At 46.2% G+C, this 15,574-nt stretch carries 18 protein-coding genes; all 18 read right to left on the reverse strand.

Going from position 1 to position 15,574, the window contains the following annotated elements; genetic code table 11:
• Position 1: 1 nt before the first annotated feature.
• The 18 genes from M1B78_RS13915 to M1B78_RS14000 all read right to left on the reverse strand — a co-directional run bounded on the left by M1B78_RS13915 (position 2) and on the right by M1B78_RS14000 (position 15,489).
• A complete protein-coding gene (locus tag M1B78_RS13915) occupies positions 2 to 376 on the reverse strand; it encodes a hypothetical protein (protein ID WP_044467552.1) in 375 nt (124 codons plus the stop codon).
• 41 nt (positions 377 to 417) lie between these two features.
• Entirely contained in the window at positions 418 to 1,044 is a 627-nt protein-coding gene (locus M1B78_RS13920) for a hypothetical protein (protein ID WP_257940984.1), read from the reverse strand.
• A 77-nt stretch (positions 1,045 to 1,121) separates the two neighbouring features.
• Positions 1,122 to 2,123 carry a hypothetical protein gene (locus M1B78_RS13925; protein ID WP_119961570.1) on the reverse strand — a complete coding sequence of 334 codons (1,002 nt, stop codon included), beginning with the start codon at positions 2,121 to 2,123 and terminating at the stop codon, positions 1,122 to 1,124.
• Between the two features lie 93 nt (positions 2,124 to 2,216).
• Entirely contained in the window at positions 2,217 to 4,247 is a 2,031-nt protein-coding gene (locus tag M1B78_RS13930; protein WP_257940985.1) for a hypothetical protein, read from the reverse strand.
• Between the two features lie 17 nt (positions 4,248 to 4,264).
• Entirely contained in the window at positions 4,265 to 5,236 is a 972-nt protein-coding gene (locus tag M1B78_RS13935) for a S49 family peptidase (RefSeq protein WP_257940986.1), read from the reverse strand.
• 51 nt (positions 5,237 to 5,287) lie between these two features.
• Positions 5,288 to 5,632, reverse strand: a complete 345-nt coding sequence (locus M1B78_RS13940; RefSeq protein ID WP_257940987.1) for a hypothetical protein — start codon at positions 5,630 to 5,632, stop codon at positions 5,288 to 5,290.
• Between the two features lie 95 nt (positions 5,633 to 5,727).
• Positions 5,728 to 6,216: a hypothetical protein gene (locus M1B78_RS13945; RefSeq protein ID WP_044467564.1), complete on the reverse strand. Its 489-nt coding sequence runs from the start codon at positions 6,214 to 6,216 to the stop codon at positions 5,728 to 5,730.
• 568 nt (positions 6,217 to 6,784) lie between these two features.
• Complete coding sequence (locus tag M1B78_RS13950) at positions 6,785 to 7,165, reverse strand: hypothetical protein (RefSeq protein WP_257940988.1); 381 nt, start codon at positions 7,163 to 7,165, stop codon at positions 6,785 to 6,787.
• A gap of 253 nt (positions 7,166 to 7,418) precedes the next feature.
• Positions 7,419 to 7,946 carry a phage antirepressor N-terminal domain-containing protein gene (locus tag M1B78_RS13955; RefSeq protein WP_131225240.1) on the reverse strand — a complete coding sequence of 176 codons (528 nt, stop codon included), beginning with the start codon at positions 7,944 to 7,946 and terminating at the stop codon, positions 7,419 to 7,421.
• 37 nt (positions 7,947 to 7,983) lie between these two features.
• Positions 7,984 to 8,556, reverse strand: a complete 573-nt coding sequence (locus M1B78_RS13960; protein WP_215709197.1) for a phage antirepressor N-terminal domain-containing protein — start codon at positions 8,554 to 8,556, stop codon at positions 7,984 to 7,986.
• Between the two features lie 28 nt (positions 8,557 to 8,584).
• Positions 8,585 to 12,643 carry a DNA primase gene (dnaG, locus tag M1B78_RS13965; protein WP_257940989.1) on the reverse strand — a complete coding sequence of 1,353 codons (4,059 nt, stop codon included), beginning with the start codon at positions 12,641 to 12,643 and terminating at the stop codon, positions 8,585 to 8,587.
• The gene (locus M1B78_RS13970; protein ID WP_044467546.1) at positions 12,640 to 13,029 is read right to left on the reverse strand and encodes a hypothetical protein; all 390 of its coding nucleotides are present in this window, start codon (positions 13,027 to 13,029) and stop codon (positions 12,640 to 12,642) included. Before M1B78_RS13970 ends, dnaG begins: the two co-directional genes overlap by 4 nt.
• A complete protein-coding gene (locus tag M1B78_RS13975; RefSeq protein WP_119957877.1) occupies positions 13,001 to 13,273 on the reverse strand; it encodes a hypothetical protein in 273 nt (90 codons plus the stop codon). The genes M1B78_RS13970 and M1B78_RS13975 overlap by 29 nt, the downstream gene beginning before the upstream one ends.
• Positions 13,274 to 13,320: 47 nt before the next feature.
• Positions 13,321 to 13,680 carry a hypothetical protein gene (locus M1B78_RS13980; RefSeq protein WP_257940990.1) on the reverse strand — a complete coding sequence of 120 codons (360 nt, stop codon included), beginning with the start codon at positions 13,678 to 13,680 and terminating at the stop codon, positions 13,321 to 13,323.
• A 33-nt stretch (positions 13,681 to 13,713) separates the two neighbouring features.
• Positions 13,714 to 14,463: a DNA cytosine methyltransferase gene (locus M1B78_RS13985; protein WP_117599692.1), complete on the reverse strand. Its 750-nt coding sequence runs from the start codon at positions 14,461 to 14,463 to the stop codon at positions 13,714 to 13,716.
• A 12-nt stretch (positions 14,464 to 14,475) separates the two neighbouring features.
• The gene (locus M1B78_RS13990) at positions 14,476 to 14,856 is read right to left on the reverse strand and encodes a xylulose kinase (protein WP_117965736.1); all 381 of its coding nucleotides are present in this window, start codon (positions 14,854 to 14,856) and stop codon (positions 14,476 to 14,478) included.
• A gap of 17 nt (positions 14,857 to 14,873) precedes the next feature.
• On the reverse strand, positions 14,874 to 15,113 hold the full coding sequence (locus M1B78_RS13995) for a hypothetical protein (RefSeq protein WP_057258675.1): 240 nt from the start codon (positions 15,111 to 15,113) through the stop codon (positions 14,874 to 14,876).
• A gap of 10 nt (positions 15,114 to 15,123) precedes the next feature.
• On the reverse strand, positions 15,124 to 15,489 hold the full coding sequence (locus M1B78_RS14000) for a hypothetical protein (RefSeq protein ID WP_257940991.1): 366 nt from the start codon (positions 15,487 to 15,489) through the stop codon (positions 15,124 to 15,126).
• Between the last annotated feature and the right edge of the window lie 85 nt (positions 15,490 to 15,574).

Here is a 15,574-nt window from a genome sequence, read left to right on the forward strand (position 1 = left end):
TTTACTTCGAATTGAATTTTTGCAATATTGCTTTGAACAGTGATTCCCGTTCACGGTGACGTCGGAGATTCTCCTTGTCTTGGGTGCGCTTGTTTTGCCTGTCAGCGCGTTTCAGGTAACACTCGTATCTGCGGATATTGTCCGTCACATTCTTATGCAGGCGCAGGAACTCCTGCGGGTCCGTCTGCAGCAGCTTCTCCAGTTGTGCTCTCTCTGACTGGTGGGCTATGAGCGGATGAATGTAGAGGAACTTCCCAGTGTCGTTGAACGATTGCAGCTCATCGAATGCCTGAAGATTACGGATACGCAGTTCCACCATGTCCATGATGTCACGCTTCTGCGGTTTTCTTTCCAGACTTTCGTCGAGCTGCTTCATCTGTTTCCAAGTGACCACACGGTCGTTGTAGATGAGTGTGGCTATTTGGACTTGCGGGTCGAAGAGGTTGTCCCAGTCGATTTGCGGGTATTCCTCTTGCTTTTGGACTTTACCGGAACATTGGCCGGCTCTTTTTTTTTCTCTTCTTCCAGCGCCTGCTCAGTCTCCTGGGCACGGGCTTCCGCTTCATCCCTGGCTTCCTCCGCTTCATCGGCACGCTGTTCGGCTTCTTCAGCACGGGCTTCCGCTTCATCAAGCGCTTGTTTCAACTCTTCTGCCGAGTTGTCAGCCGGAGCTGTTTCAGGCTTTTCCACGTCATCATGTGGACCGGTCTCTTCGGTATGTGTTGTTTCCCCTTCGGGCATTTGCTGTTTTTTTTCGGCCGTCTTTTTCGTGGCAGGACTTTTTGTTTTCTTTTCTCCGGCATCTTCAGCCTCTTTTGCCTTTTTTGCAATCATAGCCCGGCGATACTCACGTATTTCTTCACGTGTGGCACAATCTAACAAAGCATAAAGGATATCATCGGCATAACGTTTGGGGTTGCGTGAGAATGTGGCAAGCTGCGGAAATCCAGGAACTTCTTTAGCCAGTAACTCAAGGTCATATTGTGCCACATCCGGATTCCGGAGAGCCACGAAATGTGTCTTCTTTTCTTTGAAACTATACATAACATACAGATTTAAGTCTTACAAGCCAACACGCTGCCTATAAGGGAATTCTGCTGACTTGTAAGAGGTGTTTTTTACTAAGCTGTCTGCACACGGCTGCCGGATACCTCGACAAGTGTAGAGGCATCAAGCACCATGAAGGTGATGGAAGAACCCGCTTTGGCTGTCCAGGTAGCTCCATCCTCAAGCACAAAGCTGTTGCCGTCGGCAATGGTGGCCGCCTTGTCGGTACCGGTACCCTCAAGTGTGATGTAACGTCCCTTATCATTGGCTGTCAATCCGCTGACAGTGGAAATGGCGTATGTGCCTTCATTGCCATCGGGGATGGTATAACGGTTGTTGGTGGATTTAATGGCAAGTGCCGTTGCGCCAGCCGTGTGAGCAGCTGCCGGAGCACGGACAATATCGCCCGTATACTTGTAGTACTGGTCAATGCTTGTACGTGTGAAGGTATAGGTTACATAACGCCCGTCCTTGTCATTTTTGGACTCGAAGGAGGAGAGTACCATCGGACGGTCATAGTTGCCGAGAATATACCACTGCGCATCGCCCACTTCCTTGAAAAGGATGATGAACTTGCCTCCGGCATGCTGTTCAATGAAATCGAGCAGCTGGTCACGCATGCCGCCCATGACGGCAACAAAAGTGTTGGTACCGCTGGTGGTAATGTCACCTTTCTCACCGGTTGAAGTGTAGGTGGGAATATCGTGCGCCGCAAAGTACTTCATGTATTGTCCGGCTTTCATCGGGATGGTGCTTATCTCACGCTGCTGGTTTGGAAGCGGAAAGGGTACATCGGAATTTATCTGGTCGACATCCACCAGGTAAATCTTGTAGGCTATATTCGAGCCGTGCGTCTTACGGTCGGATACATCGTCCACGTCACCGATGACCATCATGGCGGCCAGTGTGGTACCGGAAAATCCGTAAATTCCCAGCACAGAACCGGGAGACATGACCATATCAAGAATAAACACGAGTGCCAGAAGCACCATCAGCGAAAGGAAAAACCGGACCTGCATCTTACGGGCAGCCTGGTTCCCTTTACGGAAAGGATTTGAAATTCTTTTTGCTTTCATACAATTTTAGTTTTTAAGTTATAAAAAACGGAGCGGGCTTAAGTGGACCCGCCCCGCGCTACCTGAAAACAATCTGTTCTTATAGACAACCAATTATCTGACTCCAGGAATGTTGGGCTGGAGTGCAGCGTTCACCTTGCGTACACCGCCTACCTGACGTTCCAGTTCCAAGAAGTTACCCTTACTGTTCAGGATTACCATTATATAGTCACCCTCTTTGGTCGGAGTATAAGCTTCCGTAATGTCGGCAAACTTGTCCGACTTGGCGATGGTAGTGGCATTCTTCGTGCTGCCACATTCAATGATGTAGGCTACACCGGCTTTGGCATTCGTAATATCCGTAATCGCTTTGGCTCCAGTGTTGGCCGCTGTTATCTGCCAGAATCCCTTTGAAGCATCGACAGTGGTCGCGTCCGCTGCCATATCGACGGTAGGTTTGTTTATGAAGATCTGCTGCCATTCGTAATTGTTGGCCTTCAGTTTTTCCAGGCTGTCAAAACGGCGGCCGGTGAACGAAGCGGCGGTGCCTTCTTTCCAGGTGGACCATGCCTTTACCAGTTCCATGTCCTCTTTCACCTTGATAGAGAGCATCTCGCCCGGTACGAATTCCAGGAACTGGAGGTTGCCCGGAACATCCATGAACATGAGGGGAAGCTGACCGAGGTAAGGCAACCAGATGATACGCATATTTGTGTCAGGTACCACATTGCGGTAACTGTCCGGACCGGAAAAGTCAATGTCCTTTCCATATTTGGCGCGGACATTCTTAATCCACCAGGGAAGATGGGTCTTATTCAGATAGAGGACGTGGCGGTCAAGATCCATGTCTTCTGTGCAGGATGCCACCACATCGCCGACAAACTCCTGAACGGAATCCAGCATGTTGGAAGCCGTGTAGCTGCGATAGGACTCATCGTCATGGGGAAGAATCTTAAACTCATGCATGTAGCGGACCAGTGTGTATATGATTCCGGTCGATGCGTTCAGGTAACTGCCTGCGACACCCGTTTCCGGCTTGACATAGATACCCCGCATACGGCGTTTGTTCTGCTCCACCTGCGCAGTTTCCAATGAGTTCAGGATGCAGAACTCGATCATGTTCCACTTGATAGGATCGGAGCCTTCCTTGTTCAGATAAGCGATGTACATGCGCTCCAGTTCTTTCATCGGACCGAACTTGAGCTTAATCATCGCATCATCCACATGACCCATCTCGTTCTCAAGCTTCATGTCACCCTTCCAGATTTCACCCTGCTGGTAAGCTTGGGAAACTTCGGAGAAGAAGGCATTGAACACGAGGTCATGGTCCTGAATCCCATAGCGGACGGGAAAATACTGCGTGAGGTCGCGGACTGCGAGTACACGGGCAATCAAAGCGTCCTGGCGCAGGACCACATACTGGTTGCCCACACCGGCTGTATCCACCCCTTCGTAGTTCGTACTGAATTCTCCGGCTGCCAGACGTTTGGCGTCAAGCATGCCGTTTTTGTGCAGATAATCGTAACGTTGCTGCAGTGAACGGGAGAAAGTAACGGCCTGGCGACGGAAAGCGGCTCCTTCATTATCTTCTTCCCATGGACCGTAAGAAGAAGCGGAGGCCGGATTGGCAGCAATTTTGTTCCAACGTTCGGACATGGAGAACATCGGATTTTCAATACCGAAAAGATACCGGGAACGGTCTGCCGGTCCCGTGAACATGATGGAAGCGGCTGTCACTGTCTGGGAAGGGATATCATCCTCCGCGCGGTTGTTCATATTGTCAACCAGGCTCTGCACAGCAGTGGCCAGTTGCACCAGACCTTCACCGTTGGCTGGCTGTGAAATGGTCTGCACCGGTCCATTCCCGCCGTTTCCCTCTTCCGTGGCTGTTGAATTGGTTTGTACCGGATTGACGATACTTCCAAGAATGAACTGTACCTGGTCAATCTGTTCCTGGGTGACGGCAACCGTTTGCCGTTGCGCCGCCTGGTCCGCAGCCAAGTCATCCTGAAGGATAGACTGATACTCCTGATTATAGGAGTTGACTATCTGTCCCCATTCTTCCTGGGTCAGTTGATTGGCTTTCGCTTTGTCCAGCAGATTCAGTTTCTGCAGGACGGTCTGAATTCTTTCCTTTAAATTCATGATAAACAAAAGTTAAGTTATAAATAGTTGAGAGCACTTCTTTTTATATTCTCAATCTCCATATAGCTGCGACCGAGTTCTACAGCCTTAGCCACAGCTTCGGGAAAAGTCATGGAGGCGTCAACCAGCCCTTTATCGATGGCATGCGGAGTATCGAACGTTTCACCACGGAATACCGGATTGTCTTCCGGCAGGTTGCCCAGTTGCGGTCTGGACGCAAGAACGGCGGCAAGGAACTGTTCATTGGGTGGATCCAGTTCTTCTTTGATGTACTGTTCCGGTTTCCCTCTGAGCAAGTCATCCGTCTTTTTATTCTTCAGGTCTGATTTCGTGGCTTTGGCCTGGATGAGTTTGAGACCCATCTTTTCGAACCATCCGTCATAGTTACAAGTGGAAATCATGGTTCCTATGCAGCCGATGGTATCATAGGCCGTGAGTGCGGCAATGAATTTGGAATGGCAGGTTATATAATAGCTGGCCGAACAGTTGCATTGCTCCACCAATGTCATGACAGGTTTGCCGAGTGAGCGCATCGTCTCACTGAGTCTGTCCATATACCATGCTTCCCCTCCCGGAGAGTTCACATGCAGGAAATGGCAGGTTATGGCCGGATTGGCTTCTGCCGCAAGCAGGTCCCGTTCGAACTGCTTGGAGGAGAAATACCACTGACAATCTGAGGTGATGAATCCCCAGATACGGTGATAGGCGATACTGCCTTCAGGAAGTTCGTCAGAAGAGAAGTCATCGGTGACGGTTATACCCTGGAGTTCCGAACGGGCCTTCATTTCCTGCTGAAGAAGTGAAAGGGCCTTTTTCGATGTCTCCTTATATGTGGGGGGATTTTCATTGAAGAAAAAGGATGTCGGCTGCAGACTGTCAGCGGGCACCAATGGAAAAGCCTCTATCATGGCAGAAGACAAGCCCTCTGCCGTGATAAGAAGCCGGTGTATATTTAAAGTAAGAAGCTGGCGTAGATAAGTTCTGTTCATTGCGTATCTTTTCAGCGAAGATAGGCAGCCTGCAGAAAGGGGAGAAGGACGCTACAATAGCGGGGAACTGAGCATTTTGCATTCAATTTTAAGAGTCGCCGAATTCAGATTGGGGGATATCGAGACAATGGCGGGTATTTTTTTGTCCCCGATCCGGAAACTCCGGTGCCTGGTGTCAGTGAACTCGACAATGCAGAACCTGCCTGCCAGGAAGTCTTTCATCACTCCGGATGGAGGAAGGCTTATGTTTATATCTTTATTGCAATTGAAGCAGCGGCCCGCCTCTGAGGATTCCGGTACCGGAGTAAAATCAAACTCATCGGCCATGAACCGATAGACATCCTGGCGCATGCTGGTCACCGGATAGACTTTAATCTGAATGGAAAGTTCTTTCATATTAGGATATTTATTTGTAATTCAATAAGTTCGCCACGCATAGGACATTTTGTCCTCCATTTTGGGACAAAATGCATAGTTCGGTCGGTAATTTTTTAGCTGTTTTTTAACTTCTTTTTGTATTCGCGGCGCTTTTTCCGCTTGCGGATGTTCTCCCGCCACCGATAGAAGTTCTTCAGCAACGCATCCTCGCTGATGCTGTCTATGCAATACGCACATAGGAAATTGTGAACGATATCGAGATTGTTCAGCTCATGTCCGTTCAAGTCGTTCTCGTCCATTGCCGTATGAAGTTCCCGGTTGAACATCCTGCGTATTTCCGTTTCTATAATTTTGGCCGCCCGTGGGGACAGATAGTTATACACTTCCGGATTCTTGCCGATACGCCTCTCCGGGAGTATGATAGTCAGATTACCGTCATCTATGGGAGACTGGTTCTGATGGCGCCGTGACATCAGCGTCCATATCACATGGTACAAGTCCGTATTGTCAGGAATACGGAAAGGCTCATCCGCACCGTTGTTGTACTTCCCGCGCAGATATTCAGCAAGGTAAGGTGTAATTGAAATACTCGTCGTAATCATGCTCATTTCCTTAAAAAAATTTTTTGAAACCGTTTTTGTTTATTTTTGCTTCCAACTGTCCTACAGTCCAACAGAATTATTAAAGTTACTGATTATTATTTAATTATACAAATTTACTATAAAGAAAATACTGTTGGAGGACGTCCAACACGTCCAACAAGCCGCATTTTTTGCCGTTTTTGTTGGACGGAGCCAGTTGGATGGTTGAAAAATGGCAATCCAACACGTCCAACAGCGTCCAACAAGACAACGCCATTGTAGTATATATATATGATTAAATAGAAAATATATACTACTATACAACAGAGAGTTACATTTTAAAATTCTTTCTCTTGTTGGACTGTTGGACTGTTGGACGCCTCTTTTGAAATATTTTCTTTTCAAAACTCCCTCTATATTGCTTATCTTTTTATTCCAGGGGGTCCGGGGGATGGAGTAGGGAAGTATCATAAGATACCAGGAGGATGAAACCGAACGAAATGTCCGTAAATCAGAATATAAAAAAGCATTTATTCCCGATGGGGCGGCCACCGGGAATAAAGCATAAAGTTGATGTGAAAGGTGCAAGTCAAGAAAAGTATGCCGGAAGTACCATGGCATCCGGATAACGGTTGATGAACGAAAGCATGTTCCGCTCACGTTTCCGTTCCTGGCACCTCTTATGGTAAGCACGTTTCTTCCGGTATCGTTCCAGCAAATCGACCAGCAAGTGCTCATAGTCTTCAGCACCGATCGTATAGTAGATGCCACTGATATTGAACACACTGGTGATGGCAACACCGTTCGTACGGCGCTTGCGAAGAATACGGATGGAGAAATCTTGCAAATCAATTCCCATACTGTGGAAATACTCGTAAGGGGTGAGTGTGGAGATGTTGATGCCCGTTTCGTGGGCGGACGTTCCAAAGCTGTTGTTGGCAGCGGTGGAAACTTTTGCATTGTCAAGCATAACAATAAGTTTTTAAGATGAAAGTATCCGTGCCTTTCCCGCTGCTTATCACATCCAACAAATGCTGTGGGCGCATTAACGCTCCACACGGGGGTACACGGATACCATATATGGTACACAATATGTCTGGGCATAAAAAATGCCTGCACCGAAAATGCAAGCTCGCTGCCCGCATTTGTTGGATTATGTATGATAAGCATTGCAAACATAGCGATTATTTTTGAATTGTGCGGCATTCTGTCCGGAATATTTTTTAGAAATCTATTTTCAATTGCCTACTCTCAATATCGTAATCATTCATTGTCAATGAACGCAATTGTTTTAGTTTGGCCTCGGCCTCCGAAAGTATATTCTTTGCAGTGCGAAAGTGTTCTTTGGCATCATCTACAATCGAAAGTTGGCGGTCTATCTCAATTTGCTTTTGTTCTACAAATTGGGCACGGGCGGTGAAATGCAGGAACAGGGCATGATAACATTCGTGCTGGTATTTTATTAACGTAGGTTTTGCATCTTCGTTTACATTGGCCGGATTTATTGTAAAAAGCCAACCGAAGATAAATTCCAATGGAAGGCACAACATTTCTCGCTGTTTTCCATCGGCGGCAACCATTACCCTCAGGGTAACAGTTGAAGAGAGAATCGGATGTTCTTTTATCTTGGTCGTCTGTCTCTCGTAAGCAATGCCCAACGCCTCGCAGATAGGGCGGATGGGTACCATTTGTTCGTCACTCGTAGATACTATATCTACATTGTTCACTCTTGCAATAATCTTTGTTTCCATAATCTGTTCGTTTTAAAAGTTGGCAATCTTTTGGTTCTTATTCTCCGGTGACCTTTTCCGTTTCCCTGGTCATTTCTTCAGCTGTGAACGGTAGATTCAACTGGCGGTTGTTCGCCCTCCAGTCCTCGATGGTGAGCTTCATCACCTGATTCAGTTCAGACTTTGCCTCATTCATCAGTTTCTGTGCATCCTTGAAGCGGCGCTGGCACTCCTGGTACTCGGTCACTTTCTTCTCCATGACCTCCTGTTTTTGTTTGAGGAAGGTCTGCGGTTCGGTGAAGTACTCGAACAATGCTTTGTAGCACTCCGTCTGATAACGCAGGACGGCCTCTCTGGCATTTTCGCTGACTTTGGACGTGTCGATGGAGAAGAGCCAGCCGAAGATGTACATGTAGGGAATGGCATACATATCATACGTCTTTCCATCCTTTCCAGTTGCGTGTATCATACACGCAACTGGACCGAGTATTTCATTCCGTTCGATGCGTTGTTTTTGGCCGTTTGCATCAATGCCCAGTGCCTCGCATATCGGTCGGATGGGCACCAGTTGCTCGTCACTCGTAGACACGATGTCCACATTGTTCACTCTCGTAATAATTTTTGTTTCCATAACTCGTTTTTTAAGTTTATAATAAAAATCAGAACTTCAGCTCCTGGGGGGCACCGATTGCTCCGATAGGGTCATTGTCGGGATTATCGTCAACACGGGATTCTTCAGAACCGCGTTGCAAATCAATGCTATATAATTCTCTGAAAATTTCGTAGTTGATAGCTATGCAACTGGAATTGGTACACTTCTTCTCAACTTTACGCACCATGTCATTGTTAAGCTTTACCGGAATTCCGGTTTCATTGGGAGTATCTTCCTCGAAACCGCCGCGTGGTACCTCCACGACTTCATACCAATTGAACCGGCGTGCATGGACAAAGCCCAGATAACTGGGATGGGAGCGGAGGTTCTGCTCGATGGTCGACTGCGTTGAGTCTTCCTGGTTATATGAAGAACGTGCGTACTGCGTATAGATGGTACTGACGCGTAGGAATAACACGCGGGTTCCTGCAGGAATAGGAACCTCCTTTTTCTCTCCTCCGGGCAGCTTGATGGTGATTCGTTCCGGTGTATCAATGGCGAAGTCCCTGCCTTCCCTGATTGCCTTGGTATCAATCATCACATCCATAGCCTTGAAGAATGTGGCCAGTTTATCCGTCTTGGAAATCAGTTCCACCTGGAATTTGATTTTATCGCAGGCTATTTTAAAAAAATCCTCATAGGTGAACGGTAATTTCAACTCTGTATAATCCTCAATCAGTCTGCATGTCGCCAGAAACAATGATGCAGTCTTCATGAGGCGGTCAATCTCACCGGCATTTATCAGCGCCTGCTTCAATTCATCATAGGATTTCTGCTTCAGTGCCCGGAAATGCTGCATTACCAGCGGACGCAGCTGAAGGACTTCAAAGAGGACATTCGACAACCCGATTTTGGCCGGATCCTCTATATCCTTGAGTTTGTTGAAAAGCTCCACTTCCTCCCTGGTCCGGTTTTTCGGTTTGGGGACTTCGCAGACTATAATACGTGACATGAGTGCATTGTCATCACGTTGGGGAGTTTCCTGGCCGCAAATGACAACCGGCGCGTACACCTTGTCGTTTTCTATCTCCTTGCCGGATGTGCCTTTACGCTTCTGTCTTCCATCGCCATCATATACTATTCCTTTAAGTGCCTGGAACTTTATATCTGATATATCTTTATTGTTGTATTCATCAAGGACAACCGGAACATCCCGGAAAGTGCTCATCAATGTGGACATGGCTGCATCGGTACCGATGTTCAGGTTGAAAATCGGTATCTTGGGAGAAATGAACAGGGAACGGATGGATATCGCAATCTGTGTTTTTCCGGATGACATCGGTCCCATAAAGAATGGTGCTGTAAACAAACGGTCTATGCAGTGTATATTGCTTCGGAAAGCGCACATGATGGCAAAGAGAATGGCCCATTTCCCGTTGTTATTGATTTTATATACACGGTCCATCAGTGAGGCCCATTCGTCGAAAGTACAACGTTTGTCTATAGGGATTTCCTTATAGACAAGCTGTGAAATAAGTTCATACTTGTCGGACTGCTTGCCGGAACCGGCATATATGGTGGAGAATGCCGGTAGATAATAGTTCTTGCCATTGTGGGTGACCACTCCAAGCTCATTCACCGCATCAAATCTCGGTATTCCGTCAACAACATGGAAGATGCCGTTGGCAAATGCAAAAAACTGCTGGTCTTCCCGTCGGGAAAAACCGTCTTCTTGCTGGTTTCCGTATGTGATAATTTCTCTACAAGTAATATAATTATTGCTCATATATGTGCGTATTTTTTCCCAATGTTTTTCTTCACCATTGTAGAAATTTACAGCTTCCAACATTACTAACTTTTCTACAAGAGTGCTTTTCTTGGCTAAAACCTTGGAGTTTACCTCAATATAAAGTGGCGTTTTGAATTTACGACGATTTATTCTAAGGACACGCTTGTTTTCCTCGTCGTTATCTGAGTAAATATGCAAGAGTGGAATCATGTAGAAGTCACCCACCAAAGTGTAACCCGACTTTTCATTCTTGAAGAGATAGCATACTGGCTCCCCCTGCTTGTTGAGTTTCGGATAGTAATTGAATTCTTGAAACATCTGCAGATATTCCGGATTGTCCTGGACATAACGGGGAAGTTCGTTCGGATCATAATTATCTTCAATATAATCGTCGTCTGTCCGCTGTGCATTGATGAGCATGCGTGACTTACGTTTGGCCAGGTAAGGTCTGACTATTTCATTCAAGGCTTGCTTGGTCAGTCCCAGGCAATTCTGAAAGTAGGTAAAGTTGATGATGCGTACCGAATCTTCCGCGTAACTGATTATTTCAGCACAACGTTCGATATAGGAAGTACGTTCGCCATTATAGGTCTTAAAAAAACATTTGTGCAGGAATACGTAGAATTTCACAAAGCTGAAAGTCTCGATGATATCGTTTGCCTCCCCATCCATGTTTTCCTCGTCGTCACTTCCTTCCTCATCATTATCATCCTGGACATCCCGTTCGACCGTTATGGTGATATTGGAGAGCCCGGCACGGAAAATGGCAGATAATCCGGCAAGGTAACCGGATTCCGTACCGTCCTTTGCAATGGTAAGGCCATCGCTGTCAGAGGTGAACATCTGGCTTGCCTGACGCAACTGCTGTATGTCGTTCATTCCAGGAATGCCATGGACGTATGCTATGGGGGCATCTCCATACAAGGTGAGGAACTCCTGATAATTCGATGTCAGGATGCAAGGCTCATTCCCGCTACGTGCCTCCGCAATCATATCGATACCATATATGCCGGGAGCCATCTTGTCTTTCTCCTTGATGGAAGCTGTCTTCCGCTGCCGCAAGATGGAATTCACTTTCCGCTGGATGACTTCCGTGTTGCAGCCGAAAATCCCGGCCATTATCTCTATGCACTTGAGAAGAAGCGTTTCCGAAGGGATGACAGATATGAGGGTTGAAAGCCGTTGCATTGCCTCTTCCTCTCTGTTTGGGTCGGTTCCGGGATTCTTGCCTCGTAAGGAGATGGCAAAATATTGAAGGAAATTCTGTTCCCGGTTTGCAAGCCATTTTCCGGTTTCAAGTTTCTGCTCCTGGGCAATATTATCAGGATCCTTCCCTTCAGGAAGCGGAACTGCACTGACCTGGAAACCCGTACGCAGAAAAGCCTCACAGTTGACCAGTGACGCTTTCAGCCCGGCTGCATCCGCATCATATACAAGTATCACGCGATGGGTGAACCGGCCAAGCAGCTGTATCTGTTCCGGAGTCAGTGCGGTTCCGCTGGTGGCAACGGTATTGCAGACACCGAACTTGTGCATGGACATGGCATCGAACTGGCCTTCGACTATATACGCACAATCATATCTTGCAATGGCAGTACGTGCCTGGTACAAACCGAAAAGGTGAGTGCCTTTCTTGAACAACGGCGTGTCCCCGGTATTGACGTACTTGCCGGTGTTTTCCTGCGGGGTCAGCCAGCGTCCAGTATATCCGTTTATGTTGCCCTTGATATCAAAATAGGGAAACATGATGCGGTCCTTGAAAGTGTCGAAGGTGAAGTTCTTCTCGCTTCTCTTCAGGATGTCCGTTTCAAGCAGCTTCTGTTCGGAAAATCCGGCTGCAAGCATCTCCTTTTTAGCCAGGTTGCCTGCCGGGGCATATCCAATTCTGAAATCCTTCAGGACCTTGTCATCCAGGCTGAACCCTCTGTCATGCAGATAAAGTTGCGCCTCCGGAAGATGCTTCTCGAAAAAGAATGCAGCGCCTTTCATCGCTATACGCTGCGCTTCACGTTCTTTTACCCTGGCCGTTTCCTCGTCGGACATCACCCGTTCCGGAAGAGAGAGTCCCGCACGGCCGGCCAGCCAGGTGACAGCCTCGTTGAATGACATGTTCTCATGATCCTGGACAAACTGGATAACATCCCCTCCCTTACCGCAGACGAAACACCTGTATGTCTGTCTTGACGGACTGACGGTCATCGACGGATGCCGGTCCGGATGAAACGGGCAGATCCCTATATAATTGATACCTCTCTTGTGAAGGGATACAAACTGGCCGATCACGTCCGTAATCTCGTTGGCATCCTTTATTCTCTGTTTTAATTCGTCATCAATCATTGTTCTTCAAATATGCAAAGTTGACGCGCTGCGAATGCCTCCTCCAGTGTTATACCGAAATACTTCGACAACGCGATATATTCTTCTTGGTTTATATTTTTTCGGCCATAGAAAATATCCCACCAGCGCATCTGGTTGATGCCTACCTCCTGGTAGAAGGCACGGTTGGGCATGAAATTTTCCGGATGCCGGAATTTCAGTCGGAGAATCTCCTGCACCAGATTCCGCTTGACTGTCTGTCCCACTACAATATGCTTCCGGTGCATATATAACTGTACAGCCAATGCGGATCTTCCCAAATGCTCCGCCATTTGTTCCAATGTCTTCTTATTGACATTTTCCCGGACGTATCTGTCCTCATCGGGTTGCCATCTTCCATTGTTCATAGCTTTCTTTCCTCCATATCTGTGTATAGTCTTCATTGAATTCGTATTCAGAGTGCCCGGTGATATAGCAGCAACAGAATTTGATAAATAGTTCCTGCTGCTCCGGTATGACCGAGCCCCCGATATCATAGTAATGCATGACCTTGAGCTTGTCGAGGGCACTATATACCCTCGTTTCAAACTCAAGAAAAGCGTCGACGCCAAGCTTCTCCAAGAAACGGTCTATCCAATCAAGATTTTCCATTCTATATTTCAATAGGCTTTCCATATCATCAAGGACGTTATCCGCTCCTACAGTTCCCGCGTTTCCTTCAGGCTCCCAATGAACAAGTTCATCAGTCTCGCATATAGTCCGGAAGCTTCCTTCAGATTATCCGGATTCTTGCTGGTAAGATGCACCTTCATATTATCCTTGGAGTAGTCATGGCATATAGCCAAGTGCAGCTCCCGGTTCCGGTCATCAACTACCGAGACCTTCACTTCCTCCACCACACTCCCCAGTTCTGAGGCATCCAACCACAAATATGACTTTTCATCTGTCTTCAGATGGCAGTACCGATGTACCTTGCCACCTTTACGAATTAACTCCACTTCGACGATTGTCGCTACTTGATTGGTACGCAGAATGCGTACCTTCTGACCTTTTTTCATTGATATTTCTTTTTTATTCATTACTTTTTAGTTTTACGCTAATAAATAATCTATTGTTATTAAAAACTCATATGCTACTCGCGGGTCAATCGCATTTCCGAGGGCGTGAGTTCTGTCCATCCAATTGGGAATCCCATAAACCACTCCATCCAGCCCGGAGTAATATCGGAGGGATTGAACCCAGCTCTCGAAATGTGTGCAGTCAGGTAATTGCTTTTTCGTTTGTCTGAATGCTTTAAAATGCTCTCCCGACGTAACTTTATCCTTTTTGCTTCCGAAGCTGTTAAGGCAGGCAACAATCCAAACTCGCTTCCTTTCTTGAAAAGAGTCCTTACCCGCAGCTGGAACAATAAACGGTTGTACTTCGTAGCCTTCACTTTCCAAATCAAAGCACACTTGCTCGAAGACCACTCCGTCTGCGTTACTAATAAGTCCTAGAACATTTTCAGCGACGACCCATGTCGGCCGACATTCTTGTATAACTCGATACATTGGCGGCCATAAAAAGCGGGGGTCTTCTTGTCCCTTTTGGAGTCCGGCATTACTGAACGGTTGACAAGGGAATCCTCCGGCCACAACATCAACGTTGCCTCTATATTTCTTTGCATTGATTTCATTTATATCTCCATATTTGGGTACATCAGGAAAACACTTCTTTAAAACTTGCAAACAAAACTCATCTATTTCAGACTGAAGTAAGATATCCCATCCGAGGACATCGGCTGCCAAGTCAAAACCACCAATGCCGGTGAATAGGCTTATCATCTTTCTTGTTTTATTCATTACTACTTAGTTTTACGCTAATTCTACAATAGTAAATTCAACTAATTCAGAGGGAAAAATATCAAGAGTTCGCTTTTTACCTTCAGGTAAAACTGAAACTCTTGCATTACCTAAATATTGAAATATACATTGTTGATATCGGTTAAGAACCTTAAATCGCTTTCCATTCTTCTCAATCACCATTCCTTTACTAACAGGTCTTCCTGTTGAATCAACCAACCATTTATCCAGAAAAGATTCCTCCAATTGAGCAATTTTTTGTTTAAGCGGAGCAATCTGTTTTTTATAAGCATCTTCAAAAACTTTAATTTCTGAATAAATAGCTTGTACCTCTTTCGTGAGTTGTTCAGCATCTGCAATGCGGTTGCTGTATTTATCATCTGATTCTTTCATATCTGTTCTGGTTATATTTAAAGTTCACGCATCAACAGAACATCATTATAAGCATCTGCATCTATTTTTTTTGAGCAGATGCTTTTAATTTTGAATCCAGCTTCTAAAATATCAGCAAGATCTTTATCTGATAAGAAAGAACTCCTTATCTCAACGTATTCACCAGGCATTGTCAAGCCTACAATCTCTTTTTGTATCCAATACCTAACCCACCTATGTGCGCTTAGGAGATTGAAGATGATTTTCTCTATATTCATATTTATTCGATTACATTACAAAACATGTACAACAATATGCTCCACTTTCAGGCATTCCCCCGAAGTCAACCCTAATACACAATTCTCCACAAATGACAAATGGCTTATCGCTTATCACTTTACCATAGACACCATAATGTTCGTGAAATACCTCAAAACCCGGTTTCATTGAGTCCAGTGCCTTTTTCATTTTTTCGGAGGTATAAACGGTTATCCATCTGTTTGCATAATTGTAATAAAGCAGTCCGACACCGAGAGAATCGCACATCTTCAATACGGTTTCTTCTACCTGCTGCCTGCTGAAGACAACGCTGGTCTGCAGCTTCTGCACCTTAACGTCCGGAAATTTCTTTTTGAATGTTGTTTTGGTTACCATGATTCTTATTATTAGATTGTTATAACTCTTTAAATTCCTGCTCCATCCGGCACTTTCTCACGTAAAGTCCATCAATAATGTACTG

This window comes from Bacteroides muris (ex Fokt et al. 2023) (assembly GCF_024704895.1).
Classification (GTDB): Bacteria; Bacteroidota; Bacteroidia; order Bacteroidales; family Bacteroidaceae; genus Bacteroides; species Bacteroides muris.